At 67.0% G+C, this 23,717-nt stretch carries 21 protein-coding genes; 7 read left to right on the top strand and 14 right to left on the bottom strand.

The genetic code is table 11. The features are described from left to right. Positions 1 to 34: 34 nt before the first annotated feature. From ntrC to JL101_RS12310, 4 genes are all read right to left on the bottom strand, one after another. Complete coding sequence (ntrC, locus tag JL101_RS12325; protein WP_203095327.1) at positions 35 to 1,489, bottom strand: nitrogen regulation protein NR(I); 1,455 nt, start codon at positions 1,487 to 1,489, stop codon at positions 35 to 37. Beyond that, a complete protein-coding gene (locus JL101_RS12320) occupies positions 1,489 to 2,619 on the bottom strand; it encodes a two-component system sensor histidine kinase NtrB (RefSeq protein WP_203095326.1) in 1,131 nt (376 codons plus the stop codon). Before JL101_RS12320 ends, ntrC begins: the two co-directional genes overlap by 1 nt. Beyond that, on the bottom strand, positions 2,619 to 3,605 hold the full coding sequence (dusB, locus tag JL101_RS12315) for a tRNA dihydrouridine synthase DusB (RefSeq protein ID WP_203095325.1): 987 nt from the start codon (positions 3,603 to 3,605) through the stop codon (positions 2,619 to 2,621). The genes JL101_RS12320 and dusB overlap by 1 nt, the downstream gene beginning before the upstream one ends. A 151-nt stretch (positions 3,606 to 3,756) precedes the next feature. After that, complete coding sequence (locus JL101_RS12310) at positions 3,757 to 4,572, bottom strand: cytochrome C assembly family protein (protein WP_203095324.1); 816 nt, start codon at positions 4,570 to 4,572, stop codon at positions 3,757 to 3,759. A gap of 338 nt (positions 4,573 to 4,910) precedes the next feature. Here JL101_RS12310 and JL101_RS12305 point away from each other — a divergent pair, with 338 nt between their 5' ends. From JL101_RS12305 to JL101_RS12290, 4 genes are all read left to right on the top strand, one after another. Beyond that, complete coding sequence (locus tag JL101_RS12305) at positions 4,911 to 5,174, top strand: hypothetical protein (RefSeq protein WP_203095323.1); 264 nt, start codon at positions 4,911 to 4,913, stop codon at positions 5,172 to 5,174. Between the two features lie 13 nt (positions 5,175 to 5,187). After that, positions 5,188 to 5,973 (top strand): hypothetical protein, encoded by a 786-nt coding sequence (locus JL101_RS12300; protein WP_203095322.1) that lies wholly within the window; start codon positions 5,188 to 5,190, stop codon positions 5,971 to 5,973. 116 nt (positions 5,974 to 6,089) lie between these two features. After that, the gene (locus JL101_RS12295) at positions 6,090 to 7,265 is read left to right on the top strand and encodes a bifunctional 2-C-methyl-D-erythritol 4-phosphate cytidylyltransferase/2-C-methyl-D-erythritol 2,4-cyclodiphosphate synthase (RefSeq protein ID WP_203095321.1); all 1,176 of its coding nucleotides are present in this window, start codon (positions 6,090 to 6,092) and stop codon (positions 7,263 to 7,265) included. Positions 7,266 to 7,280: 15 nt separating this feature from the next. Then, positions 7,281 to 7,781, top strand: coding sequence for a CinA family protein (locus JL101_RS12290; protein ID WP_203095320.1), 501 nt, complete (start codon positions 7,281 to 7,283; stop codon positions 7,779 to 7,781). Here the strand turns inward: JL101_RS12290 and JL101_RS12285 are convergent. The 10 genes from JL101_RS12285 to JL101_RS36770 all read right to left on the bottom strand — a co-directional run bounded on the left by JL101_RS12285 (position 7,766) and on the right by JL101_RS36770 (position 19,547). Further along, positions 7,766 to 8,377: a DNA/RNA non-specific endonuclease gene (locus JL101_RS12285; RefSeq protein ID WP_203095319.1), complete on the bottom strand. Its 612-nt coding sequence runs from the start codon at positions 8,375 to 8,377 to the stop codon at positions 7,766 to 7,768. The genes JL101_RS12290 and JL101_RS12285 overlap by 16 nt on opposite strands. A 118-nt stretch (positions 8,378 to 8,495) precedes the next feature. Then, positions 8,496 to 8,969: a type II toxin-antitoxin system RatA family toxin gene (locus JL101_RS12280; RefSeq protein ID WP_203095318.1), complete on the bottom strand. Its 474-nt coding sequence runs from the start codon at positions 8,967 to 8,969 to the stop codon at positions 8,496 to 8,498. Between the two features lie 9 nt (positions 8,970 to 8,978). Then, positions 8,979 to 9,935 carry a lipoyl synthase gene (gene lipA / locus JL101_RS12275; protein WP_203095317.1) on the bottom strand — a complete coding sequence of 319 codons (957 nt, stop codon included), beginning with the start codon at positions 9,933 to 9,935 and terminating at the stop codon, positions 8,979 to 8,981. 128 nt (positions 9,936 to 10,063) lie between these two features. Next, positions 10,064 to 11,467 (bottom strand): dihydrolipoyl dehydrogenase, encoded by a 1,404-nt coding sequence (gene lpdA, locus JL101_RS12270; RefSeq protein WP_203095316.1) that lies wholly within the window; start codon positions 11,465 to 11,467, stop codon positions 10,064 to 10,066. Positions 11,468 to 11,482: 15 nt separating this feature from the next. Then, positions 11,483 to 12,871, bottom strand: a complete 1,389-nt coding sequence (locus tag JL101_RS12265) for a pyruvate dehydrogenase complex dihydrolipoamide acetyltransferase (protein ID WP_203095315.1) — start codon at positions 12,869 to 12,871, stop codon at positions 11,483 to 11,485. 58 nt (positions 12,872 to 12,929) lie between these two features. Continuing rightward, entirely contained in the window at positions 12,930 to 14,327 is a 1,398-nt protein-coding gene (locus JL101_RS12260; RefSeq protein WP_203095314.1) for a pyruvate dehydrogenase complex E1 component subunit beta, read from the bottom strand. Positions 14,328 to 14,437: 110 nt separating this feature from the next. After that, entirely contained in the window at positions 14,438 to 15,445 is a 1,008-nt protein-coding gene (gene pdhA, locus JL101_RS12255) for a pyruvate dehydrogenase (acetyl-transferring) E1 component subunit alpha (protein WP_203095313.1), read from the bottom strand. A gap of 192 nt (positions 15,446 to 15,637) precedes the next feature. Then, the gene (locus tag JL101_RS12250) at positions 15,638 to 15,970 is read right to left on the bottom strand and encodes an FtsB family cell division protein (RefSeq protein ID WP_228435424.1); all 333 of its coding nucleotides are present in this window, start codon (positions 15,968 to 15,970) and stop codon (positions 15,638 to 15,640) included. A gap of 111 nt (positions 15,971 to 16,081) precedes the next feature. Then, positions 16,082 to 17,359, bottom strand: a complete 1,278-nt coding sequence (gene eno, locus JL101_RS12245; RefSeq protein WP_203095311.1) for a phosphopyruvate hydratase — start codon at positions 17,357 to 17,359, stop codon at positions 16,082 to 16,084. A 94-nt stretch (positions 17,360 to 17,453) separates the two neighbouring features. Then, on the bottom strand, positions 17,454 to 19,547 hold the full coding sequence (locus JL101_RS36770; protein WP_203095310.1) for a DUF4214 domain-containing protein: 2,094 nt from the start codon (positions 19,545 to 19,547) through the stop codon (positions 17,454 to 17,456). Positions 19,548 to 19,873: 326 nt separating this feature from the next. Here JL101_RS36770 and JL101_RS12225 point away from each other — a divergent pair, with 326 nt between their 5' ends. From JL101_RS12225 to JL101_RS12215, 3 genes are all read left to right on the top strand, one after another. Beyond that, positions 19,874 to 20,128: a hypothetical protein gene (locus tag JL101_RS12225; protein ID WP_203095309.1), complete on the top strand. Its 255-nt coding sequence runs from the start codon at positions 19,874 to 19,876 to the stop codon at positions 20,126 to 20,128. 97 nt (positions 20,129 to 20,225) lie between these two features. Continuing rightward, positions 20,226 to 22,358 carry a peptidase domain-containing ABC transporter gene (locus JL101_RS12220; protein WP_203095308.1) on the top strand — a complete coding sequence of 711 codons (2,133 nt, stop codon included), beginning with the start codon at positions 20,226 to 20,228 and terminating at the stop codon, positions 22,356 to 22,358. Beyond that, entirely contained in the window at positions 22,355 to 23,683 is a 1,329-nt protein-coding gene (locus tag JL101_RS12215; RefSeq protein WP_203095307.1) for an HlyD family type I secretion periplasmic adaptor subunit, read from the top strand. Before JL101_RS12220 ends, JL101_RS12215 begins: the two co-directional genes overlap by 4 nt. The last annotated feature ends 34 nt before the right edge of the window (positions 23,684 to 23,717 follow it).

The raw sequence follows: 23,717 nt of genomic DNA, 5'->3' as shown, positions 1-23,717 counted from the left end.
TGACCAGGATGTCACGAGACCGATGCAGGGTGTGTTATTTTAGCCCACGGATGACCTGAATATCCAGTTCGCGAATCTTCTTTCTGAGGGTGTTCCGATTAAGTCCCAACATCTGTGCAGCCTTGATCTGGTTGCCGCGCGTCGCCGACAGGCTGAGGGAGATCAGCGGGCGCTCGATTTCCCGAAGAACGCGATCGTAAAGGCCCGCCGCCGGGATGCCGTCCTTGTGGGCCGCGAAATAATCTTTCAGGTGCCGCTCCACCGCCGAGCTGAGGCCCTCGTTCTGGTGCTCCTCGACTTGGGGCGTGGCGGGCGCGGCGTCGGCCAGTTCTGACTCGATCACGTCGAGCCCGATGACCTCCTGGCTGTAGAGCGCCGCGAGGCGCCTCACCAGGTTCTCCAGTTCGCGCACGTTGCCGGGCCAGCGGTAGCGCTTGAGCCGGTCCATGGCCGGGCCGTCGATGCTCTTGATCGGCAGCCCCTGGGCGGACGTCAGGGTCAGGAAGTGGCGGACGAGCGACGGGATGTCCTCGCTCCGTTCCCGGAGCGGCGGCAGGCGGATCGGCACGACGTTGAGCCGGTAGAACAGGTCCTCGCGGAACAGGCCCTGGCGGATCAGCGTGCGGAGGTCCCGGTGGGTCGCCGCGATGATTCGGACGTCGGTCTTGATCGGCGTGCGGCCGCCGACCGTCGTGTACTCCCCCTCCTGCAGGACGCGGAGCAGCCGGGTCTGGGCTTCCAGCGGCATGTCGCCGATCTCGTCCAGGAACAGGGTGCCGCCCTGGGCCTGCTCGAACCGGCCTGTGGAGCGGGTGGTGGCGCCGGTGAAGGCGCCCTTCTCGTGGCCGAACAGCTCCGACTCGATCAGCTCGCGCGGAATCGCGGCCATGTTGATCGCGACGAAGGGGCCGTTGCGGCGCTTGCCGTACTCGTGGAGCGCGCGGGCGACCAGTTCCTTGCCGGTCCCGGACTCGCCGGTGATCATCACCGTCAGGTCGGTGCCCATCAGCCGGGCCAGCACCCGGTAGATCTCCTGCATCGCCGCCGAGCGGCCGATCAGGGGGAGCTGCTCCTCGGTCTCGGCATTGTCGAGGACGCTGTTGCCGTTGAGGGCGAGCGGCTGCGGCGCGCTGAGCGCGCGCTCCACCACGCTGACCAGTTCCTTCAGGTCGAACGGCTTCGGCAGGTACTCGAAGGCGCCCCGCTCGGCCGCCTTGACCGCGGTCATCAGCGTGTTCTGCGCGCTCATCACGATGACGCGCAGCTCGGGACGGATCTTCTTTATGCGCGGGATCAGGTCGAGCCCGTTCTCGTCCGGCATCACCACGTCGGTGATGACGAGGTCGCCCTGCCCGTCGGCGACCCAGCGCCACAGGGTCGACGCGTTTCCCGTGGTCCGCACGTCATGGCCCAGCCGGATCAGGGCCTGGTTCAGCACCGTGCGGATCGCGCGGTCGTCATCGGCGACCAGGATCGTCGATGACGGCATTACGACGGCTCCAGAGGCTGTTCGAAATCGGCATACATGGGTAGCGATACCTTGAATACGGTTCGGCGCGGCAGCGTCTCGAAGTCGATGACCCCGCCATGGTCGCCAATCAGTTTCGCAACCAATGCAAGACCCAGGCCGGTTCCGTTCCGCTTGGTCGTGACGAACGGATCGAACAGATGCGAACGGAGATCCTCCGGTATGCCGTTGCCATTGTCCTGCACGCTGATCAGCAACGGCAGGTGAACGCGGCTGTCGGTGCCGGGAACCGCCAGGCGGACACCGTGCTGGTAGGCTGTGCTCAAGATGATCTCACCGCCCTGTTCAGGAACAGCTTCTGCCGCATTTTTAATCAGGTTGAGGAAAACCTGGATCAGCTGGTCGCGGTTGCCATACACGTCCGGCAGGGACGGGTCGTAGCGCTCGGTAAAGCGCACCGTCCTGGCGAAGCCGCTCTGGGCGACCTTGCGGACATGCTCCAGCACGCTGTGGATGTTGACCGCCGTCCGCTCCGGGGGCCGCTTGTCGGAGAACACTTCCATCCGGTCGACCAGCGCCACGATGCGGTCGGACTCATCGCAGATCAGCCGGGTCAGCTCCCGGTCGGGTTCGGACGCGTTCTGTTCCAGCAACTGCGCGGCGCCGCGGATGCCGGACAGCGGGTTCTTGACCTCGTGGGCCAGCATCGCGGCCATGGCCGTGACCGAGCGGGCGGCGTTCCGGTGGGTAAGCTGGTTGTCGATCTTGCGGGTGATCGACTTCTCGTGAAGCGACATCACCACGCAATCCGCGGGCTCGCCCAGCGGAGCCACGCGGACCGTGACCAGATGGATGCCGATCCGGGGCGTGTCGAGGGTCACGCCGTATTCCGACATGCTGGCCCCGCCGGCCAGCGCTTGCTCGATCAGGAAGAAGACCGGGCTGTCCGCCGGCAGCAGGTCGGTCAGCGGCTGCCCGATCAGGGCCGCTGCGCCGCATTCGAAGAACTCCTGGGCTTCCAGGTTGACGTACCGGATCTCGTTCCGTTCGCCGATCACCAGAACCGGGTCGGGCAGGGCATTGAGGATTCCGGAGGGGTCGATTTCCTGCCGCATCGCCTTCCGCCGCAGGGGGGTTACCGCGCGCGCCATCACGCTGCCATCCGTTCGATCTCGGGGGAATAGAAGGACCGGATCATGCCGAGCACGACGGCCGGATCGGAAACGCGATTGACCTCGGCGCGGAACTCGGCCGAGCCCGGCAAACCCTTGCTGTACCAGGAAACATGCTTGCGGGCGATCTTGGTGCCGGCATCGGTGCCGTAGTGTTCCAGCATGGCCTCGTAATGTTCGAGAAGCGTGGCGAGCTGAACTTCGAGCCGTGGGTCGGGCAGGCACTCGCCGGTGCGCAGGTAATGGATGACCTGCCCGATGAACCAAGGGCGACCATAGGTCCCCCGCCCGATCATGACGCCGTCCGCGCCCGACTCCGCCAGGCAGCGGGTCACGTCCTCGAAGGTGGTCATGTCGCCGTTGGCGATCACCGGGATCGAGACGGCCTCCTTCACCTGGCGGATTGCCTTCCAGTCGGCGGTGCCGGTGTAGAACTGGCACCTGGTGCGCCCGTGGACCGTGACCATCCGGATGCCGCATTCTTGTGCAATCCGCGCCAGATTGGGCGCGTTGCGGTTCGTGTCGTCCCAGCCCAGCCGCATCTTCAGCGTGACCGGAACGTCGACCGCCTTGACCGTCGCCTCCAGGATGCGGGCGGCATGGACCTCGTCCCGCATCAGCGACGATCCGGCATGCCCGTTGACGATCTTCTTGACCGGGCAGCCGAAATTGATGTCGATCAGCGCGGCGCCCCGGTCCTGGTTCAGCCTGGCCGCTTCCGCCATGACCGCCGGCTCGCATCCGGCGAGCTGCACGGCCATGGGAAATTCCTCGGCGCAGTTGGTCGCCATCTTCATGGTCTGGCGCGACGCGCGGATCATCGCTTGGCTTGCGATCATCTCCGACACGACGAGGCCGGCGCCGGCTCGCTTGACCAGACGGCGAAACGGCATGTCCGAAACGCCCGACATGGGGGCCAGGATAACGGGGTCGTCAATCCTGATGGATCCGATGTTGATGCCCATCTTTTGGGCAATTCCCTGTAATGCTGTCATTTTGTGCAGGCTAGCACGCATCCGGAAAATATCGCAAGCGCGAAGAATGCCGATGAAACCATTGCTTGGCTCGTGGCCGGGCGCGAACCGACCCGCCGGATGCCGCCTGATCCCGATTACCTCAGGAAATTAAAATATCCGTGACGAATTTGACGCCGGGATATCCCAATGTGAGCAGAAGAAAAGCAAGAAGTACAAAGCGGGCGGCCCGCCTGCCCCGCACGCCGGTCGCGGCATGGGCGATCAGAAGCCCGCCGATGACGATAAAGGTGGCGACAGAAAGGACTGTCTTGTGGTCGACTCGAAACAGGACCCCCTGCTCGAAGTACAGGACCGACATGCCGGTCGCCAGGCCGAGGCCGAGCACGATCTCCGACGCGACCAGCAGCCGCCCCTGGAACTGCTCGCTATCGGCCATGGGCGGCAGCATGCGGGTCAGCGCCGTCGGGCGCTTCGCTTTCAGCGCCCGCTCCTGCAGGAAGGCCGCCAGGGCCGAGACCGCGGCCAGGGTCAGCAGGGCGTAGGTCGTGACGGAAACCCCGATATGCAGGTCGACCCAGACCGTCGGGGCGGAGGCGCTCAGCGTCGGGTCCGGCGCCTCGGTGGCGGCGGTCGCGAACAGGCCGACCAGCAACAGATAAGGCAGCAGCAGCGGCATCAGCCGCCAGCCGGAGCGGGTGGTCAGGCACAGGCCGGAATACAGCACCATGCAGGCGGCGATGCTGACCCACAGCGTCGTGGACAGTCCCGTGCGCCATGTACCGTCGAGCTGGACCACCGCCCAGGCGAGCGGGCCGGCGACGGCCACGAACAGGACCGCCCAGAACACGGCGTCCGGCCCCCTGCCCTGCCGGAACCCGTCGCGCACGTACGCCAGCAGCGAGGCCGGCATCAGGGCCAGCAGGGCGGTGAGGCTGAATAGGACGTTCTGCAACATTGTCTTCCGATCTTCATCCCCGGACTATCCCGGAACGGCATTCCGGGCTTGCATCTCCGGCTTCGCATCCGGACCGCCCGGCCGCAGGATAGGCCCGGCGTTCCGCCACGGCCATAAAACTCAGGACTGCATCCGCTTAATACAACCTCCCACACGCCTGAGCGTGAACTTTACCTGCTATTCCGCCGACCCGGTGATATCATGCGCGTTCACTTAAGCAGCCCGCCGCCTTGCGCGCCTCTCCGGAATCCGGCCTCGATCTTATGGACCAGCCTGTTCGCCCGGCCGACCCCGCCGCCGCCGCACTGATTTCCTTGCGTCGCCTGCTGGATCGTTCGGTGGCTAGCCTGTCCGCCCTGCCCTATGTCTGGCTGTGCCTCGCCGCGGCTGGGGCGGCGGTCGCGGTCAGCGGAGTATGGACTACGCCGGCCCTGAACGCGGTCTGGATGATCGCGTCGGACATCACGCGCGACCCTTTCCCCGCCAGCGCCGATGCCGACTGGCTGCTGACCTCCTGGCTGACGCCGTCGCTTGCTTGGCTGTTCGGGGCAGCGGCGACTTCCCATACCTTCGCGCTGTTCTGCGATCGTGGTGGAGCGTAGCCGGCTCGACTACATGCTTCAGGTCGGGATCGACATCCAGCTGACGCAGTTGGTGCGGAATCCGCAGATGCTCTTCTGGTCCTTCTTCGGCGCCGGCTGGCTACTGGTCGTGCCGGCCGCGATGGCGATCCGGCACAGGAGCCTGGAGGAGACCGGGGTCACCGTCCGACCCCTGCCCCGGTTGGTCATCGCGGCTTTGATCTGCATGGGCGTGACCGCAGTAACGCTCGATTCCACCAGGGTCTTCGGGCTGCTCTCCTGGCCGGTGCTGGTCACCCTGCTGGTTCTGGCAATCCGCCGCGGAGCGGCACCGTCGTTGACATGGCTGGCCTCCGCAGCCTTCCTGCTGAGCCTGATGCTGCCGCGCACCGTCGTCTGGGACGGTCATGTGCACGGTGGGACGGCCGCTTACAGCTTGGTTTGGATGCTGGAAAAATCCGGCGCGGCGCCCGGCATCCTGCCTGAATCGGTGCTCGCACCGTTTCGCGAATCGCCGGAAAACCGGATCAAGTTTTCGGCGCTGCTGCCAGACGGCGGGCCGGCTCCGCTCGTCGGGAGGGGTGCGCCCCTGTTCTTCACCATGGCCGCCGGTGGCGGTGCGGCGTTGCGCGAAGGCTGGTCCCGGCCCGAGCCCTGGGGGACGTGGTCCGAGTCGCCGGTCGCCAAGCTTCGCCTGAACCTGTCAGCGGAAGCCGCTGCAGCCGGCGCGCTCGACGCCCAGGTTGCAGCCTTTGTCGGCACCAGTGGAATGCCCCAGCAGGTCGAGGTGACACGGGTGGCGGACGACCGCCAGCCGTGACTGGGGCAGGCGGCACCGGACCTGCCCCATCAGGATCGCTTGGCGCAGCGGCCACGACGGGCTAGGCTGCGACAGGCATTGAGCAGCATGCTTGTCGAGACATTCCGGACCAGAATATGACTTCATGTGTGGCGCTGATCGTCGCCGCGGGCGTTGGCGAGCGCTTCGGCGGCGACCGGCCGAAACAGTACCAGACACTGGGCGGGAGCGCCGTGCTCCGCCATACGGTCGGCATCTTCCTGGAGCACCCTGACGTGGATGACGTCCAGGTGGTGATCCAACCGGGCCACCGCGAGCTTTATGATGCCGCGGTCGCCGGCCTCGACCTGCCCGAACCCGTCGCCGGGGGCGCGACCCGCCAGGAATCGGTCCGTCTAGGGCTGGAACGGCTGGCTGCGCGCGACCCGGCGCCTGACTTCGTGCTGATCCACGACGCCGCCCGGCCGCTGGTGAGCGGGGCCACGATCAAGGCGGTCCGGGACAGGCTGGACGAGGTCCCCGCCGCGATCGCCGCCGTTCCCGTGACGGATACGCTGAAGCGGGGCACCGGCGGCCTGGTCAGCGGCACCGTGGAGCGTGCCGGCCTGTGGCGGGCCCAGACTCCGCAGGGCTTCCGCTTCCCCGAAATCCTGCGGGCGCATCGGGAACTGGCCGGCGCGGAACTGACCGACGACGCGGCAGTGGCGGAGCGGGCGGGACTGGATGTGGCTCTGGTGGAAGGCAACCCGGAAAACCTCAAAGTGACCAATCGCGATGATCTGGCGCAGGCCGCCATGCTGATGAACGCCTGCCTCCCCTCCCTGCCGCAGGACGTGCGGATCGGTATGGGCTATGACGTCCACCGGTTCTCGCCCGGCGACCATGTGGTGCTGTGCGGGGCGAGGGTGCCCCACGAGGCGCGGCTGGAAGGCCATTCCGACGCCGACGTGGGGCTCCATGCCCTGACCGACGCGATCTTGGGCGCGCTGGCCGCCGGCGACATCGGCAGCCATTTTCCGCCCAGCGACCCGCAGTGGCGCGGTGCCGACAGCGCCCTGTTCCTGCGCCACGCGGTCGGGATGGTCCGCGCGCGCGGCGGCGTGATCGCCCACGCCGACGTGACCCTGATCTGCGAGCGCCCGAAGATCGGCCCGCACCGGGAGGCGATGGTCGCCCGCATGGCCGAGCTGCTGGAGATCGCGCCCGACCGGGTCAGCGTCAAGGCGACCACCACCGAGCGTCTGGGTTTCACCGGCCGGGGCGAAGGGATCGCGGCGCAGGCGGTGGCCACCATCCGCCTGCCGGCGACCTGAGGGGAGGACGCGCCGATGTTTCCCGACGACGTCCTGGACCGCGCCCGAGCCGTCCTCGCCGCCTACGATGCGGCGGGGCTGAAGCTGGCGACCGCGGAGTCCTGCACCGGCGGCCTGATCGCCGGCGCCCTGACGGAGATCGCCGGCTCGTCCAGCGTGGTTGAGCGAGGCTTCGTGACCTACTCCAACGAAGCGAAGACGGAACTGCTGGGCGTGCCGTCCGACCTGATCGGCCGCGTCGGCGCCGTCAGCCCCGAGGTGGCGGAGGCTATGGCGGCCGGCGCGGTCGCCCATTCCCGGGCGGATGCGGCGGTCGCCGTCACCGGCATCGCCGGGCCGGGAGGATCCACCCCGGGCAAGCCGGTCGGCCTGGTCTATTTCGGGGTCGCCCGGCGCGGCGGCGCACTCCGCCACGAGCGCCGGGTGTTCGAGGGCGACCGGTCCGCGGTTCGGCGGGCGGCGGTGATGGTCGCCCTGGAACTGGCGGCAGGGGCGGCGTCTCAGGGCGACAGGTAGAGGTCCTTGACGCTGGACAGGGCGATCTGCATGCCGGGATCGCCCTTTTCGAGCACGTCGAAGGGAACGTAGGCGCCGAAGTCCAATCCGGTATCCTCGGAGAGGCCGGCGATGCTCACCTGCGAGTCTTGGAATTGCCGCTGTGGGCAGGCATTGGTGGCATGGAAGGTGTCGGCGTCGGCCTGCTTGGCGGTCTTCTTGTCCCCCCAGTTCGGGTCCTCCCGCCGCGTCATGTGCCCGCGGCTGAAGAATCCTTCCTTGTCGCCGCCGTAGACGCCGTCCAGGATCTGGAGCTCCCGCCCGATGCGGGGATCGAACCGCCAGACATTCGTGCGCTTGACCGTCCGGTCGGACTTGGCGCCATCGATGTTGACGGCGCTGAACAGCGGCAGCCGCCGCTGCGTCGAGACCTTGACGGAAAAATGGGTGTATTTGAGTTCGTGGGGATCGTCGCCGTCCGACAGGACCGCGGGATCGACGCCGGCGACCTCCCAGGCTCCGGTTCCGGGCAAGGGGAGCGGCTGCGCCGCATCCACGAACGACGGGTCATACCCGCTGCGGCCGGCATAGTCCTCGATCGGCCGGGGCGTCTGCACGACGCGCTGAGGCTGAAGACCAGTGGAGGGACCGAAGCGACGCAAGGCGGGAGCCTGTGAGATTCTTTTCGGCATGCCTGGACCCGCAGCTGATTGACTTTAAGTCCAGCGCAGCCGCTCAGGCCGGCGTCGAGGTCGTTGTGCCCGCGGTGGCCGTGCCGTCGCCGTAGAGCTGGCGCGCCCGACCCTCGAAGGCAGCGACCATGCGGCGGACGGCTTCGTTGAACAGCACGCCGATGATCTTCTGGAGCATCTTGGAGCGGAACTCGAAATCGACGTAGAAGTCGATCAGACAGCCGCCGTCTTCCGTGGGTAGGAAGATCCAGTGGTTGTTCAGGTAGCTGAACGGGCCTTCGGTGTAGGAGACGTCGATCCGGTCGGGCGGGCTCAGCGTCACGCGGGACGTGAAGCGCTCCCGGATCATCTTGAAGCCGATGATCAGGTCGGCGTAGATCACGTCCCCTTCCCGCTTGCGGATCCGCGCCGCCAGGCACCAGGGGAGGAACTCCGGATAACGCTCGATGTCGGCCACGAGGTCGTACATCTGCTCAGGCTTGTACGGCAGTACCCGCTTCTCTGCGTGTGTCGGCATCAGGTTTCCTTAGGAGGCGGCCGCGGCAAGCTTGGCGTCACGCGCATCGCGCATCCGTCGGAAATCGTCGCCCGCATGGTAGGACGAGCGGGTCAGCGGCGAACTGGAAACCATCAGGAAGCCCTTGCCGCGCGCGATCGCCGCGTAGCTGGCGAACTCGTCCGGCGTGACGAAACGGTCCACCGCGGCATGCTTGGGCGTGGGCTGGAGATACTGGCCGATGGTGAGGAAATCCACGTCGGCTGCCCGGAGGTCGTCCATCACCTGCAACACCTCTTCCTTGGTCTCGCCAAGCCCGACCATGATGCCGGACTTCGTGAAGATGCCGGGTTCCAGCTCCTTCACACGGGACAACAGGTTGAGGGACGTAAAGTAACGGGCACCGGGACGGATCGTCGGATAGAGCCGGGGCACGGTCTCCAGATTGTGGTTGAACACGTCCGGCCGGGCCCCGGCGACATGCTCCACGGCACCCTTCTTGCGCATGAAGTCGGGCGTCAGGATTTCGATCGTGGTGCCCGGTGCCGTTTCGCGGATGCGCAGGATCGTGCGGGCGAAATGGTCGGCGCCGCCGTCGTCCAGGTCGTCGCGGTCGACCGAGGTGATGACCACATGCTCCAGCCCCAGCGAACCGACCGCTTCGGCGACGTTATTCGGTTCGTGCGGGTCGAGCAGGTCCGGCCGTCCGGTCGCCACGTTGCAGAAGGCGCAGGCGCGGGTGCAGACGGCGCCCAGGATCATGAAGGTCGCGTGCTTCTTCTTCCAGCACTCGCCGATGTTCGGGCAGGCCGCCTCTTCGCAGACGGTGTTCAGCTTCAGGCCGCGCATCAGGCGCCGCGTCTCGGCATACTCGGCGGAAACGGGTGCCTTGACCCTGATCCAATCCGGTTTGCGCTGCACCGGGTTGTCCGGCCGGTGGGCCTTTTCCGGATGGCGGACGCGGTCGATCGGGGGGGATGCGGTCATGATTTCTTCAAGCTCCATATGCCTGTGCCAGAAGTGTAACGCACCGGCACGGACATCAAGGTGCAAATTGACCCAACTCCTTCGAAAGGAGGCGCCGTACCGCGGGGCCGCGGCACGGCGACGGGCCGTCAGTAGTGGATCGCCCTGCCGTAGGCGGCGAGGACGGACTCGTGCATCATCTCCGACAGCGTCGGATGCGGGAAGATGGTGTGCATCAGTTCGGCTTCGGTCGTCTCCATGGTCTTGGCGATGCCGTAACCCTGGATCAGCTCGGTCACCTCGGCGCCGATCATGTGGGCGCCCAGCAGCTCGCCCGTCTTGGCGTCGAACACCGTCTTGACCATTCCCTCGGGCTCGCCGAGAGCGATCGCCTTGCCGTTGCCGATGAACGGGAAGCGGCCGACCTTGACCTCGTAGCCCGCTTCCTTCGCCTTCGCCTCGCTCAGGCCGACGCTGGCCACCTGCGGGTGCGAGTAGGTGCAGCCCGGGATGTTGCGGACGTCGATCGGGTGGGCTTCCTTGATCCCGGCGATGTGCTCGACGCAGATCACGCCCTCGTGGCTCGCCTTGTGGGCCAGCCAGGGAGCGCCGACCACGTCGCCGATCGCGTAGAGGCCGGGCTCGTCGGTCTCCAGCCACTCGTTCACCAGGATGTGCGACTTCTCCGTCTTCACCTTGGTGTTCTCGAGGCCGATGTTCTCGACGTTGCCGACGATCCCGACCGCCAGGATGACCCGGTCCACCGTGATGGTCTCGGTCTTGCCGTTGGCCTCGATGGTGGTCGTGACGCTGTCGGCGCCCTTCTGGAACTCACCGACCTTGGCACCGGTGTAGATCTTCATGCCCTGCTTCTCGAACGACTTGCGGGCCATGGCGCTGATTTCCTCGTCCTCCGCGGGGAGGATGCGGTCGACCATCTCGGCGACCGTGACCTTGGCGCCCATGTTCAGGTAGAAGCTGGCGAACTCGATGCCGATGGCGCCCGAACCGATCACCAGGATCGACTTGGGCATGGTGTCCGGGACCATTGCGTGGCGATAGGTCCAGACCAGCTTGCCGTCGGCCTTCATGTTCGGGAATTCGCGGGCGCGGGCACCGGTCGCGATGATGATGTGCTTGGCCTGGAACTCGCCGACGGTGGTGGTGCCGTCCTTCTCGACCTTGATCCTGCCCTTGCCGAGCAGGGTGGCATGGCCGTCGATGACGGTGACCTTGTTCTTCTTCAGCAGGTGCTTGACGCCGCCGGAGAGCTGGGAGGCGACGCCGCGCGACCGCTTGACCACCTTCTGGAGGTCGAAGCTGACCTCCTTGGCGGAGAACCCGTATTCGTCCAGGTGGTGCAGCAGGTGCGACACCTCGGCCGAGCGCAGCAGCGCCTTGGTCGGGATGCAGCCCCAGTTCAGGCAGATGCCGCCCAGGTGCTCGCGCTCGACGACGGCGGTCTTCATGCCGAGCTGGGCCGCCCGGATGGCGGCGACGTAGCCGCCGGGTCCGCCGCCGATGACGATGAGGTCGAATTGAGTATCAGCCACAGGCTTGTTCTCCCCTTAGAGCAGCATCGACAGCGGATCTTCGATCAGCTTCTTGAAGGCGGCCAGGAACTCGGCGCCGACCGCGCCGTCCACCACGCGGTGGTCGACCGACAGCGTGCAGCTCATCATGGTCGCGACGGCGAGCGCCCCGTCCTTGACGATCGGCCGCTGCTCGCCGGCACCGACCGCCAGGATGCAGCCCTGCGGCGGGTTGATGATCGCGCCGAACTCGCGGATGCCGAACATGCCCAAGTTGGAGATCGAGAAGGTCCCGCCCTGGAACTCCTCGGGCTTCAGCTTGCCGTCGCGGGCGCGCTTGGCCATGTCCTTCATGGAGTTCGAGATTTCGACCAGGCCCTTGGTCTCGGCCGCCTTGATGATCGGCGTGATCAGGCCGGTCGGCGTCGCGACCGCGACCGAGATGTCGGCGTTCTCGTACTGGAGGATCGCGTCGTCGGTCCAGGCGGAGTTGGCGGCCGGCACCTTCTTCAGCGCGAGCGCCGAGGCCCGGATGACGAAGTCGTTGACCGACAGCTTGTACTCGTCCGACCGGCCGTTCAGCTCGGCCCGGGTCTTCAGGAGCTGGTCGATCTGGAGGTCGATCGTGAGGTAGAAGTGCGGGACGGTCTGCTTGGCCTCGGTCAGGCGGCGCGAGATGACCTTGCGCATGCCCGAGTTCGGGATCTCGCGGAACTTCATGCCCAGCTTGGTCGAGAAGTCCCGGGCGTCGACGCCGGCGGGCTTCTGCGCCGACTGGACCGCTGCGGGAGACTGGCTGGCCGCCTGCCCGGCTGCCGCGGACGGAGCCGGCTTCGGAGTCTCGACCTTCGCGCCTTCCGCCGCGGCGGGCTTGGCGCCCTTCTTGGCCGTGCCGCCGGAAACCGCGGCCTCGACGTCGTGCTTGACGATCCTGCCGTTGGGACCGCTGCCCTGGATCTGCGCCAGGTCCAGGCCGGCCTGCTCCGCCATGCGCTTGGCGAGCGGGCTGGCGAAGATGCGGGCGCCGTCCGGGGTGCCGCCATGGGCCGGGGCGGGCTGGGCGGCCGGTGCCGGCGCGGCATCGGCCTTTGCAGCCGGCGCCGCGGGGGCGCCGCCGTCGGCGGGCTTGTCCGTCGGCTTCGGCGCGGGCTTGCCGCCGCCGTCCAGGGCGGAAGCGTCCTCACCCTCCTCCAGAAGCAACGCGATCACCTCGTTGACGGCGACGCCCTGGGTGCCTTCGGGGACCACGATCTTGCCCAGCGTGCCTTCATCGACCGCTTCGACTTCCATCGTGGCCTTATCGGTCTCGATCTCGGCTATGACGTCGCCGGACTCGACCTTGTCGCCTTCCTTCTTGAGCCATTTCGCGAGGTTGCCCTCGGTCATCGTCGGCGACAGCGCCGGCATGGTGATTTCAATCGGCATCTAGTGTCCCCCCGAGGGCGCGCCGGAAGCAGTGCCGGCGCGCCGTCTTGTTGTCGCGTCAGCTCCGGTACAGAACGGCCTTGGCAGCCTTTTCGATGTCCTCGGGCTGCGGCAGGGCGAGCTTCTCCAGATTGGCGGCGTACGGCATCGGCACGTCCACGCCGTGAACCCGATAGACCGGGGCATCCAGATAGTCGAACGCCTGCTCCATCATCAGGGCGGACATCTCGGCGCCGATGCCGGCGAAGGGCCAGCCTTCCTCGACCGAGACCAGGCGGTTGGTCTTCTTGACGCTGTTGACGATCGTCTCCGTATCGAGCGGCCGGATCGTGCGGAGGTTGATCACCTCGGCCTCGATGCCCTGCTCCGCCAGACGCTCGGCGGCGGCCAGCGCATGGCCGACCATGAACGAGAAGGCGGTGATCGTCACGTCCTTGCCGGCCCGCAGGATCTTGGCGCGGCCGATCGGGATGGTGAACTCGGGGTCCTCCGGCACGTCGAAGCTGTGGCCGTACAGGATTTCATGCTCGAGGAACACGACCGGGTTGGGGTCGCGGATCGCGGACTTCAGCAGGCCCTTGGCGTCGGACGCGGAATAGGGCGCCACCACCTTCAGGCCCGGCACATGGGCGTACCAGCTGGAATATTCCTGCGAGTGCTGGGCGGCGACCCGCGACGCGGCGCCGTTCGGACCGCGGAACACGATCGGGCAGCCCATCTGGCCGCCGGACATGTAGAGGGTCTTGGCGGCGGAGTTGATGATGTGGTCGATCGCCTGCATGGCGAAGTTGAACGTCATGAACTCGACGATCGGCTTCAGCCCGTGGAAGGCAGCGCCGACGCCGAGGCCCGCGAAGCCGTGCTCGGTGATCGGGGTGTCGATCACGCGGCGGTCGCCGAACTCCGCCAGCAGGCCCTGGGTCACCTTGTAGGCGCCCTGGTACTCCGCGACCTCCTCGCCCATGACGAAGACCTTGTCGTCACGGCGCATCTCTTCGGCCATGGCGTCGCGGAGCGCCTCGCGCACCGTCAGCTTGACGGTCTTCTCGAAGTACTTGTCCTCATCGCTGGCAGGCGGAGCGGCCTTCGCGCCGGCCGGGGGGGAGACCGGCAGGGTCGGCTTGGTCTCGTCCTCGCCCTTGACCTTCTGGAGCGCGACGGTCTGGGGGGTGTTGTCCGAGACTTCCGGCGTCTCCAGCTTGCTGGCGTCCTCGTCCTCGCCCATCAGGAGGGCGATCGGGGTGTTGACGGCGACGCCCTCGGTGCCTTCCGCGATCAGGATCTTGCCCAGCTTCCCTTCTTCAACCGCCTCGACCTCCATGGTCGCCTTGTCGGTCTCGATCTCCGCCAGGACGTCGCCCGACTTGATGTCGTCGCCTTCCTGCTTGACCCATTTGGCCAGCTTGCCTTCCGTCATGGTCGGCGACAGCGCTGGCATCAGAATTTCAATCGGCATTGCAGTTCCTCCGGCACCGGTTCCTCGCACCGCCTTCTTCGGGCGGCAACGGGAGGGGGACGCCGGCATGGCGGCGGCGCCCCGGGGTGGCCTCAAGCTGATGTTGCGGCTTAAGCGTCGACCAGGACGTCGGTCCAAAGCTCCGCGGGGTCGGGTTCCGGGCTCTGCGTCGCGAACTCCGCGGCCTCGGCCACGATGTTCTTGATGTCCCGGTCGATCCCCTTGAGCGCATCCTCGTCCGCCGTGCCGTTCTCCAGCAGCAGCTTCTTGAGGTTGTCGATCGGGTCCATCTCCGTCCGCATCTTGGTGACTTCTTCCTTGGTGCGGTACTTCGCAGGGTCGGACATGGAGTGGCCGCGGTAGCGGTAGGTCTTCATCTCGAGGATTACCGGACCGTTGCCCTCGCGCGCATGGGCGACCGCGTCCTCGGACGCCTCCTTGACGGCCAGCACGTTCATGCCGTCGACCACATGGCCGGGGATGCCGTAGGCGCTGCCGCGCTCGCACAGCTCGCCGGCGGACGCGCGATGCTGCGACGTGCCCATGGCGTACTTGTTATTCTCGATCACGTAGACGACCGGGAGCTTCCAGAGAGCCGCCATGTTGAAGCTCTCGTAAACCTGCCCCTGGTTGATGGCGCCGTCGCCGAGATAGCAGACGTTGATGTTGCCGTCCCGGGAATACTTGTGCCCGAAGGCGAGGCCGGTGCCGATCGGCACCTGGGCGCCGACGATGCCGTGGCCGCCGAAGAACTTCTTCTCGCGGCTGAACATGTGCATCGACCCGCCCTTGCCCTTGGAATAGCCGCCGCGGCGTCCGGTCAGCTCGGCCATGACGCCCTTGGAGTCCATGCCCGTGGCGAGCATGTGGCCGTGGTCGCGATAGCTGGTGATGACGCTGTCGCCGGGGATCAGGGCGCTCTGCATGCCCACGACCACCGCTTCCTGGCCGATATACAGATGGCAGAAGCCACCGATCAGGCCCATGCCGTACATCTGGCCGGCCTTCTCTTCGAAGCGGCGGATGAGCAGCATCTCGCGGTAGTACTTGAGCAGTTCCTCGGGTGAATATTGAGGGGTTTCGTCAGCCTGCGGCTTGCGACGTCTGGACGTAGCCAAGTGCTCCTCCCGATGTTAGGCGGAAGGGGTCCGTCCCTTCCCGCCCAGGCTCTTGCTTGGGATAGAACTAACGCCGTACCGCTCACAGCGCAACAGCATTTCTCGCAATACCTTGTAATCTAACGTGAATTTGGCCTTAACCTGGATTCAGTTAAGCTCATGGCAATGCAATGCTTTTCAGCGCCTCGGTGATCAGGGCTGACCGGCGGTTACCGGCGGCGCAACGCTGCTACGCGGTACGAGAATGATAACGTCGTCCGGGTGGCTGTAGTTCAGCACCGCCCGGGCGCGTTCATCCAACATGTCCGGATCGAGATGATCACGCCGCAGCAGCGACGCGCGCTTCTCGAGCTCGATGCGCTGCTCGCTGACCTGGGCCAGGGTGGCCTGGGCCTGCTGGATTTCGTTCTGGAGATGGGAAAGCGCGATCAGCCCGCGGTCGCCCTGGACCGCGTGATACGCGAAATAGCCGACGATGGCGGCACCGATCGCGGGGCCGACCGTCTGACGCAGGGCGCGGCCCATGGCGTCTTTTACATGATCTATTGCAGTCATGACGCGATGGAATCACGAAGATTTCCATCGCGTCAAACGAAAACTATCGATTGGGCAACGGGCGCCGCAAATGTTGCAGCGTTACCCGCGAATGACGCTCTTTCCCGCGAACCGCGCCGAACTGCCGAGCTGTTCCTCGATCCGGATCAGCTGGTTGTATTTGGCCAGCCGGTCCGAGCGGGACAGGGATCCGGTCTTGATCTGCCCGCAGTTGGTCGCCACGGCAAGGTCGGCGATGGTCGCATCCTCGGTCTCGCCCGAGCGGTGGGACATGACGGCGGTGTAGGAGGCCTTATGGGCGATCTCCACCGCGTGGAGCGTTTCCGACAGGCTGCCGATCTGGTTGACCTTCACCAGGATCGAGTTGCCCACGCCCCTGGCGATGCCGTCGGTCAGGCGGGCCGGGTTGGTCACGAACAGGTCGTCGCCGACCAGCTGGACCTTGCCGCCGATCGCCGCCGTCAGCGCCGCCCAGCCGTCCCAGTCGTCCTCGGCCATGCCGTCCTCGATCGAGATGATCGGGTAGCGGCCGATCAGGTCGGTCCAGTAGGAGACCATGGCCTCGGCGTCGAGCACCTTGCCCTCGCCCGCCAGGTCGTACTTGCCGTCCTTGAAGAACTCGGTCGAGGCGGCGTCGAGCGCCAGCATGATGTCCTCGCCGGGCTTGTAGCCGGCGGCCTCGATCGCCTTCATCACGAAGCCCAGCGCGTCGTCGGTCGAGGCGAGGTTGGGGGCGAAGCCGCCCTCGTCGCCGACATTGGTGTTGTGGCCAGCGTCCTTCAGCTTCTTCTTCAGGGACTGGAAGACCTCGGCGCCCATCCTGATCGCATCGGCGCAGCTCTCCGCCGCGACCGGCATGATCATGAATTCCTGGATGTCGATCGGGTTGTCCGCGTGGGCGCCGCCGTTGATGATGTTCATCATCGGGACCGGCAGCATGTTGGCGAAGGCGCCGCCGACATAGCGGTAGAGCGGCAGGTCGGCTTCCTGCGCGGAGGCCTTGGCGACCGCCAGGCTGACGCCCAGGATCGCGTTGGCTCCGATCCTGCCCTTGTTGGGCGTGCCGTCCAGGTCGAGCATCAGCGCGTCCACGGCACCCTGCTCGCTGGCTTCCATGCCCGCCAGCGCGTCGAAGATCTCGCCGTTGACGGCATCGACCGCCTTCAGCACGCCCTTGCCGCCGTAGCGGCCCTTGTCGCCGTCGCGCAGCTCGACCGCCTCATGGGCGCCGGTCGAGGCTCCCGACGGGACGGCCGCCCGGCCGAAAGCGCCGGATTCGAGGGTGACGTCGACCTCGACGGTCGGATTGCCGCGGCTGTCGAGAATCTCGCGCGCGTGGATGTCGGTGATGACGGACATGATTAACCCCGAGGTGGCTTTGTGGGCTTCGTTGCGGAGCAAGTCATAAAGGCCATGCGGGGGGTTAGCAAGGCGGCAGGGTGAGGCCGGTGGGTCAGGTGGGGGTGAAGAGACCCGCACCCGCCGACGCCGCGGCGAGCATCCCGACTCCCGTTTCCGGAGCCGCGGCCAGGGCGAACGCCGACGGCGCGTCCGACAGGTGGATGCCGTCGTCGACGGCGGCGCTCCGTCTCAGCCGGTGTTCCTCGGACTCGGAAAAGCCCGCGACCACTCCGGCGCGCGCGGTCCCGGCATTCAGCGCCGCCAGCCACGCGTCGAGGCCGCCGCTGTCCGGATCCCGGCTCAGGACATTGCGATAGAGCAGCGTCACGAACTGCCGGTTGCTGGTCGATCCATAGCGCTGGGTGAACTCGGCCGAGGTGATGAAGTCCTGTGCCACGTCAACGACCGTGCGGCCGCTTTTCAGCTCACCCGTCCACACGGAAAGTCCCCCCGAATCCGGCATCCGGTTCAGCGCCGCGTAATAGAGCCGCGCCACCGCCGCCGCATCATCGTCGCGCATCCAGATCCCCTGCCCGATGGTGGCCTGATGGCGCGTGATATTCTCGGCAGATTCGGAGAATCCCAGTACCGCGTCGGCCCGGGTCATGCCGGCGTCGAGGGCGCCGAGCCAGGCGGCACGGCCGGAAGCGTCCGGCGTACGGTCAAGGACGTTGCGGTACAGCAAGGTCACGAAGCCGGCGTTGCTCGGCTGCCCGTACCGCTGGATGAACTCGGGCGAGCCGATGAAGCCCGCCGCCGCAGTGGTCAGGGTGATCTGCCCAGCTTCGAGGGCGCCGGTCCAGTTCTTGATGCCGCCGGCATCGGGCGTCCGGCCCAGCGCCGCGTTGTAAAGACGATAGACCTGGGCGGCAACGCTGGTCGATCCGGTGACGTAGTGCCCATCGGAGAACCGGAGCACCTCCACGGTGTCGCCCACCAGCGTATCGGTGCCCGAACCGTCCGAAACGGTGTCGGCGCCATCCAGTCTCAGGGTGACCGTGCAGGCGCGGCGCGGTCTGGACCAGACGGCGGCATCCGTGCCGGTCCCGCCGTCGAGGGTGTCCGAGCCGGTGCCACCGACCAGGGTATCGTCGCCCGCGCCGCCGTTGAGGATGTCGCCGCCGCTGCCGCCGCTCAGATGGTTGGCTGAATCATTGCCGGTCAGGATGTCGGCGCCGCTGCCGCCGGTGGCGTTCTCGATGACGGCGCCCATGGCGATGGAAACGTTGTCGATGGCGTCCCCGTAGGAATAGCCGGACCACCAAGTGTTGGACCGATAACCGCTGGTTCCGATCGAACTGAACTTGCCGCCGCGCAGGTCGATGACGACGCGCCGGGTCTGGGCGCCCGCATCGATGGTGTCGGTGCCCCCGCCGTCCCAGATCACCCTGGTGAATGGCGAGTCAGTGTTGTCCATCGTATAGGTGTCGTTGCCCGACCGGACGTTCAGATTGGCGCCGTACAGGTATTGGACCGCAGCCACGTCGTAAAGCGCGGGTGCGGCGACATAGGTGTTGTAGTCTCTGAAGTTCTGATGGTTGTAGGACATGACCGAGTAGCGGTTGGTGTCCTCGAGGTTCGAAAGGTAGGGTCCCTCCGTCCCGCCGCCCGTCGAATTGTAGTTCCCCGGGTGCTTCAGCCCGATGGCGTGGCCGATCTCGTGCACAAGGACAAGGAAGCCGTGGTCGCCTGCCGCCGGGCTGCTGTTCGCCGAAACGTTATTGGCGACATAGATGTCGCCTCCGCTCAGCGAACCCGGGTAGTAGGCATAGGCGGTGCTGCTGCCTTGATAGTTTGTTCCAAATCGGATCTGGGCGCCATCCTCCGTGCTGCCTCCGTCGGGGACCTCCACGAAGCGGATGTCGGCGACCTCGGCCCAAGTCGACAAGGCCGCGCGCGCTGCGCTTTTCTGGGTTTCGGACATTGCCTGGAAACCATAGCGCTCCCCGTATCCGGCGTACCAGGGCACCGCCGCGGTGAAACTGAAGGTGACGGTCACCGGCGAACCCAGCGGCGAATCCTTGTTCCAGCGCGGCATGTTCGAGGGCAGCAGGGTCGAGACCGGATAGCTTCCGGCCGCCGCCGGAACCGGATAGCCAGCCGACCCCTGCCCGTCCGAGGACCAGGCCGAAGACGGGTCGCACATCGCGCAGCCGCAGGGTGAACCGGCTGCGGGACCGAAATCCACGCCGACCGGCGGGAGCCGAGAGTCGGACGGGCCGCTTTCCCACCCGGAGCCAAACAAGGCCATGAACTACCTCGTGCCGGCAGCCAACGGTGCATTAAAAATTGCACCGCTCTCAGAAAATCATGCTCCAGTATCACGGTATCATGGCCGCACACGAATCCGGAGCGGAGTCCAAGGCAATATGCCGCACTGACCGTGAACCGCTTCCCTCCACAACCATTAACCGGCCGATAACGGAACTGAGGAATGCTTCCTGGGAGCATCCCGAACAAAGGAACCGCATCGTGTCTCCAGAGACCTTCTGCGACGGCATCGGCGAGATCACCCTGACCGGTTCCGTCGTGAGGATCGACCTCGTAAGCCTGTCTCCGACCGAGAAGGATGGTGACGGCCGGCCCGTGCCGGTGTTCCGGCAGCGCATCGTCATGCCCGTCGAAGGCTTCGTACACTCGCTGGGGCCGTTGGAGCGAACCACCCGCAAGCTGATGGAGGAGGGCCGGATCGCGCCCCCGCCGGCCACGTCAAGAAACTTCCCTTGATCCGCACCGCCGCCGTGCCATGACAGCTCCGGTGGCAGCACGCGCGGAGGGCGGAACGGACGTTCCAGTCCCGACCGCCGTCCGGTGCCTCCTGTTGGTGGCACGCCTGCATGGGGCCGGTGCCGATGTCGACCGGGTCATTCGAACCCTGATGCCGGGTCGCGAGCCTTCGGCCGGAGAACTCGTCCGCGCCGCCCGGACGGCCGGTCTTGAAGCCTCATCGCACGTCGGGCTGGATTGGGAACGCCTCCGCGCCCTTGCTTCCTCGGCACCCGTCATCGCGATGCTGCGGAACGGCAATGCGGTCGTCGTCCATGGCATCGCGGCGGACGGCGGTACCGCCGTGGTGCTGGACCCCCTGGCGGATCGCCCTGCGCCGCTGGTGCTGCCGCGAGCACGGTTCGAAGCCGCATGGACCGGCGTGGCCGTGCTGATACTGCCGCCGGCGGCGTCCCGTCCGTCCCCGCCGGCGGACCGTGACGGAGAGCGCCGGTTCGGACTGGGCTGGTTCGTGCCCGAACTGCTGCGGCAGCGCGCCCTCATGGGCGACGTTGTCCTGGCCGCCCTGATGATTCATGCCATCGCGCTCGCTGTGCCGGTCTTCTTCCAGATCGTCGTCGACAAGGTGCTGGTCCACGAGGGTTTCTCCACCCTGGCGGTGCTCGGCGTCGGGATCGTCGCGGCGATCCTGGTGGAGGCCGTACTGGGATTCCTGCGCGGGACGCTGCTGCTCCACGCCACGACCAAAGTGGATATCCGGGTCGCGGCCAGGACCTTCGCCCATCTGCTGTCCCTGTCGCCCGCCTTCTTCGAGACATCGGCCGCCGGGGTGCTCGCGAAGCACATGCAGCAGGCCGAACGCGTCCGGGAGTTCCTGACGGGCCGGATGATGCTGACGCTGCTGGATGCTTCCGTGCTGATGGTGTTCCTGCCGGTTCTCGCCTTCTACAGCCCGCACCTGACCGCCGTGGTGCTTGGATTCTCCGCCACCATGGCGGCGGCGGTCGGCGTGCTCATCGTTCCCTACCAGCGCCGCCTCCGTCGGCTTTACAGGGCCGAGGGCGAGCGGCAGGCCCTGTTGGTCGAGACGATCCACGGCATGGCGACGGTGAAGGCGCTGGGCCTCGAACCGGAGCGCCGCCGCGCCTGGGAGGATGGCGCCGCGGACGCCGTCACGCATCATTTCGAAGTCGGAAGGATCGGCGTGGTCGCCCGCACGGCGTCAGCCCTGCTGGAGAAGCTGATGACGGTCGCCATCGTCTGGCTGGGCGCGCTCGCGGTGATCGACCAGCGAATGACGGTGGGCGAATTGGTCGCCTTCCAGATGCTGGCTTCCCGGGTCAGCGCGCCGCTGGTCCAGATCGTTTCGCTGGTACACGAGTACCAGGAGGCCGCCCTGTCGGTTCGCATGCTGGGAGAGATCATGGACGCGCCGCCCGAGCGCGGTTCGGCGGAAGGCCTGCGGCCGGACCTCGCCGGAGGGATCGAGTTCCGCGGAGTCACCTTCCGCTATCCGGGCCGGGATCCGGGAACGCCGGAACCGGCGCTCGCCGACGTCTCCGCGACGATCCGGGCAGGTCAGTTCGTCGGCGTGGTCGGCCGAAGCGGATCGGGCAAGACCACCTTCGCGCGGCTGATCCAGGGGTTCCACGCGGCCGAGGCTGGGCTGATCCTGCTGGACGGCCACGACATCCGGGAGATCGACCTGGCCCACCTTCGCCGCAGCATCGGCGTGGTGCCGCAGGACGCCTTCCTGTTCCGCGGCACCATCCGGGAGAACATAGCGCTTTCCAGGCCGGATGCCCCCCCGGGCGAGGTCGCGGAGGCGGCCGGGCTGGCCGGGGCGGCGGAATTCATCCAGCGGCTGCCGCACGGGTTCGACACGATGCTGGAGGAAGGGGCGGTCAACCTGTCCGGCGGCCAGAAGCAACGGCTGTCGATAGCCCGTGCCCTGCTCCGCCGGCCGCCCATCCTGATCCTGGACGAGGCGACCAGCGCGCTTGACCCGGACAGCGAGGCCGAGGTCCAGGCCAACCTTCACCGGATCGCCCGCGGCCGGACGACACTCCTGGTTTCCCATCGGCTGACCACGCTTCGCGACGCCGACCTGATCCTGGTGTTCGAGCACGGCCGGATCATCGACAGCGGGCGGCATGACGATCTGGTCGAGAGGTGCGCGCTTTACCGGCAGCTCTGGACCCAGCAGACCAGCCGGATAGCCTCGGCATGACCGGTACCGGGGCAAGGCACGCGGTCGCGACCACCCGTCCGGCGGCATTGGCGCTCGAACTGCGCCCCGCGCCCTTCCCGGCCCGGCTGATGCTCCATGTCCTGGCCGCCTGCATCGCAGGAGGGATCGGCTGGGCCGCGTGGGCCAGGATCGACCGGGTGGTCGCGGCCCCCGGGCGCCTCGTGACGACTCAGCCCCTGGTCGTCGTACAACCCTTGGAAACATCGATCATCCGCACGCTCGACGTCTCCCCAGGCGACGTCGTGCGGGCGGGTACCGTGGTCGCCACGCTCGACCCGACCTTCGCGGAGGCCGACGCCGCGACCCTGCGCGTCCGGCTCGCAAGCCTGGAAGCGCAGATCGGCCGCCTTGAAGCGGCGGCGTCGGACACGGCACCGACGGCGCCGACCGGGCCGGAAGGCCGGATCCAGGCGGAAATCCTGGAGCGCCAGCGGGCCGAGCGCCGAGCCAGGCTCGACGCCTTCGAGCAGCGGGCATCCCGCATAGCGGCGGCGCTGGCGACCAACCGGGCCGGCCAGCAGGATCTCGCGGGCCGCCTCGCGGTCTTCGCCGAGATCGAAGCCATGAGACGCGACCTGTACGACAGGCAGACCGGATCGCGGCTCCAGCTGCTGGAGGCGACGAGCCAGGCGCTTGCGCTGCGCGGGCAGATCAACGACCTGCGGAACCGCGAGGCCGAACTGCTCCATGAGCAGCGCGAAATAGAGGCCGAGCGGATCGCCTATGTCGGCGAATGGCACCGCCATATCTCCGAGGAACTGGTCGAGAGCCGCCGCGAGCGCGCCGACATCGCGGAAAGGTTGGCGAAAGCCGAGCGGCGCAGCAGCCTCGTCGCACTGATCGCTCCCGTCGACGCGGTGGTGCTGGAACTGGCGCGCCTGTCCGTCGGATCGGTCGTCCGTGACGCCGAACCGCTGGTGACCCTGGTCCCGCTCGGCGTGCCGCTGGAGGTGGAGGCCGATATTCCCGCCCGGGACATCGGGATGGTCGAACCGGGCGCCCGCGTGCGGGTTAAGCTGGAGGCGTTTCCGTTCCAGCGCCACGGCACCCTGGAAGGCGAGGTGCGCACGATCAGCGCCGACGCGTTCCATGGGCGGGCCGGCGTGGAAGGGGTTCAGGGCGGCGCCTATTTCAGGGCCCGCATCCGCCTGCTGACCCACAAGCTTCGCGGCGTACCGGAAAACCGGCGGCCGGGACCGGGCATGGTCGCCGAGGCGGAGATAAAAGTCGGGACCCGGACCGTCCTCTCCTACCTGCTTTACCCGGTGTTCCGGCTGTTGGACGAGAGCCTGCGGGAGCCGTGAGGCTGCCCGCGCGGATCGTCCGCTCCGACACGAC

The sequence above is a fragment of the Skermanella rosea genome (assembly GCF_016806835.2).
GTDB lineage: Bacteria > Pseudomonadota > Alphaproteobacteria > Azospirillales > Azospirillaceae > Skermanella > Skermanella rosea.
The sequence above is the reverse complement of the archived record's forward strand: the minus strand, read 5'-3'. Positions and strand labels throughout refer to the sequence as shown.

Coding starts and splice junctions, on each gene's coding strand:
- JL101_RS12260 (WP_203095314.1), bottom strand. CDS start 14,327: ATGCCGATTGAAATTCTGATGCCAGCGCTGTCGCCGACCATGACGGAA.
- ntrC (WP_203095327.1), bottom strand. CDS start 1,489: ATGCCGTCATCGACGATCCTGGTCGCCGATGACGACCGCGCGATCCGC.
- JL101_RS12320 (WP_203095326.1), bottom strand. CDS start 2,619: ATGGCGCGCGCGGTAACCCCCCTGCGGCGGAAGGCGATGCGGCAGGAA.
- JL101_RS12280 (WP_203095318.1), bottom strand. CDS start 8,969: ATGCCGACACACGCAGAGAAGCGGGTACTGCCGTACAAGCCTGAGCAG.
- JL101_RS12215 (WP_203095307.1), top strand. CDS start 22,355: ATGACCGGTACCGGGGCAAGGCACGCGGTCGCGACCACCCGTCCGGCG.
- JL101_RS12295 (WP_203095321.1), top strand. CDS start 6,090: ATGACTTCATGTGTGGCGCTGATCGTCGCCGCGGGCGTTGGCGAGCGC.
- lipA (WP_203095317.1), bottom strand. CDS start 9,935: ATGACCGCATCCCCCCCGATCGACCGCGTCCGCCATCCGGAAAAGGCC.
- eno (WP_203095311.1), bottom strand. CDS start 17,359: ATGTCCGTCATCACCGACATCCACGCGCGCGAGATTCTCGACAGCCGC.
- JL101_RS36770 (WP_203095310.1), bottom strand. CDS start 19,547: ATGTGCGACCCGTCTTCGGCCTGGTCCTCGGACGGGCAGGGGTCGGCT.
- JL101_RS12300 (WP_203095322.1), top strand. CDS start 5,188: ATGCTTCAGGTCGGGATCGACATCCAGCTGACGCAGTTGGTGCGGAAT.
- JL101_RS12290 (WP_203095320.1), top strand. CDS start 7,281: ATGTTTCCCGACGACGTCCTGGACCGCGCCCGAGCCGTCCTCGCCGCC.
- dusB (WP_203095325.1), bottom strand. CDS start 3,605: ATGGGCATCAACATCGGATCCATCAGGATTGACGACCCCGTTATCCTG.
- JL101_RS12310 (WP_203095324.1), bottom strand. CDS start 4,572: ATGTTGCAGAACGTCCTATTCAGCCTCACCGCCCTGCTGGCCCTGATG.
- JL101_RS12250 (WP_228435424.1), bottom strand. CDS start 15,970: ATGGGCCGCGCCCTGCGTCAGACGGTCGGCCCCGCGATCGGTGCCGCC.
- JL101_RS12265 (WP_203095315.1), bottom strand. CDS start 12,871: ATGCCGATTGAAATCACCATGCCGGCGCTGTCGCCGACGATGACCGAG.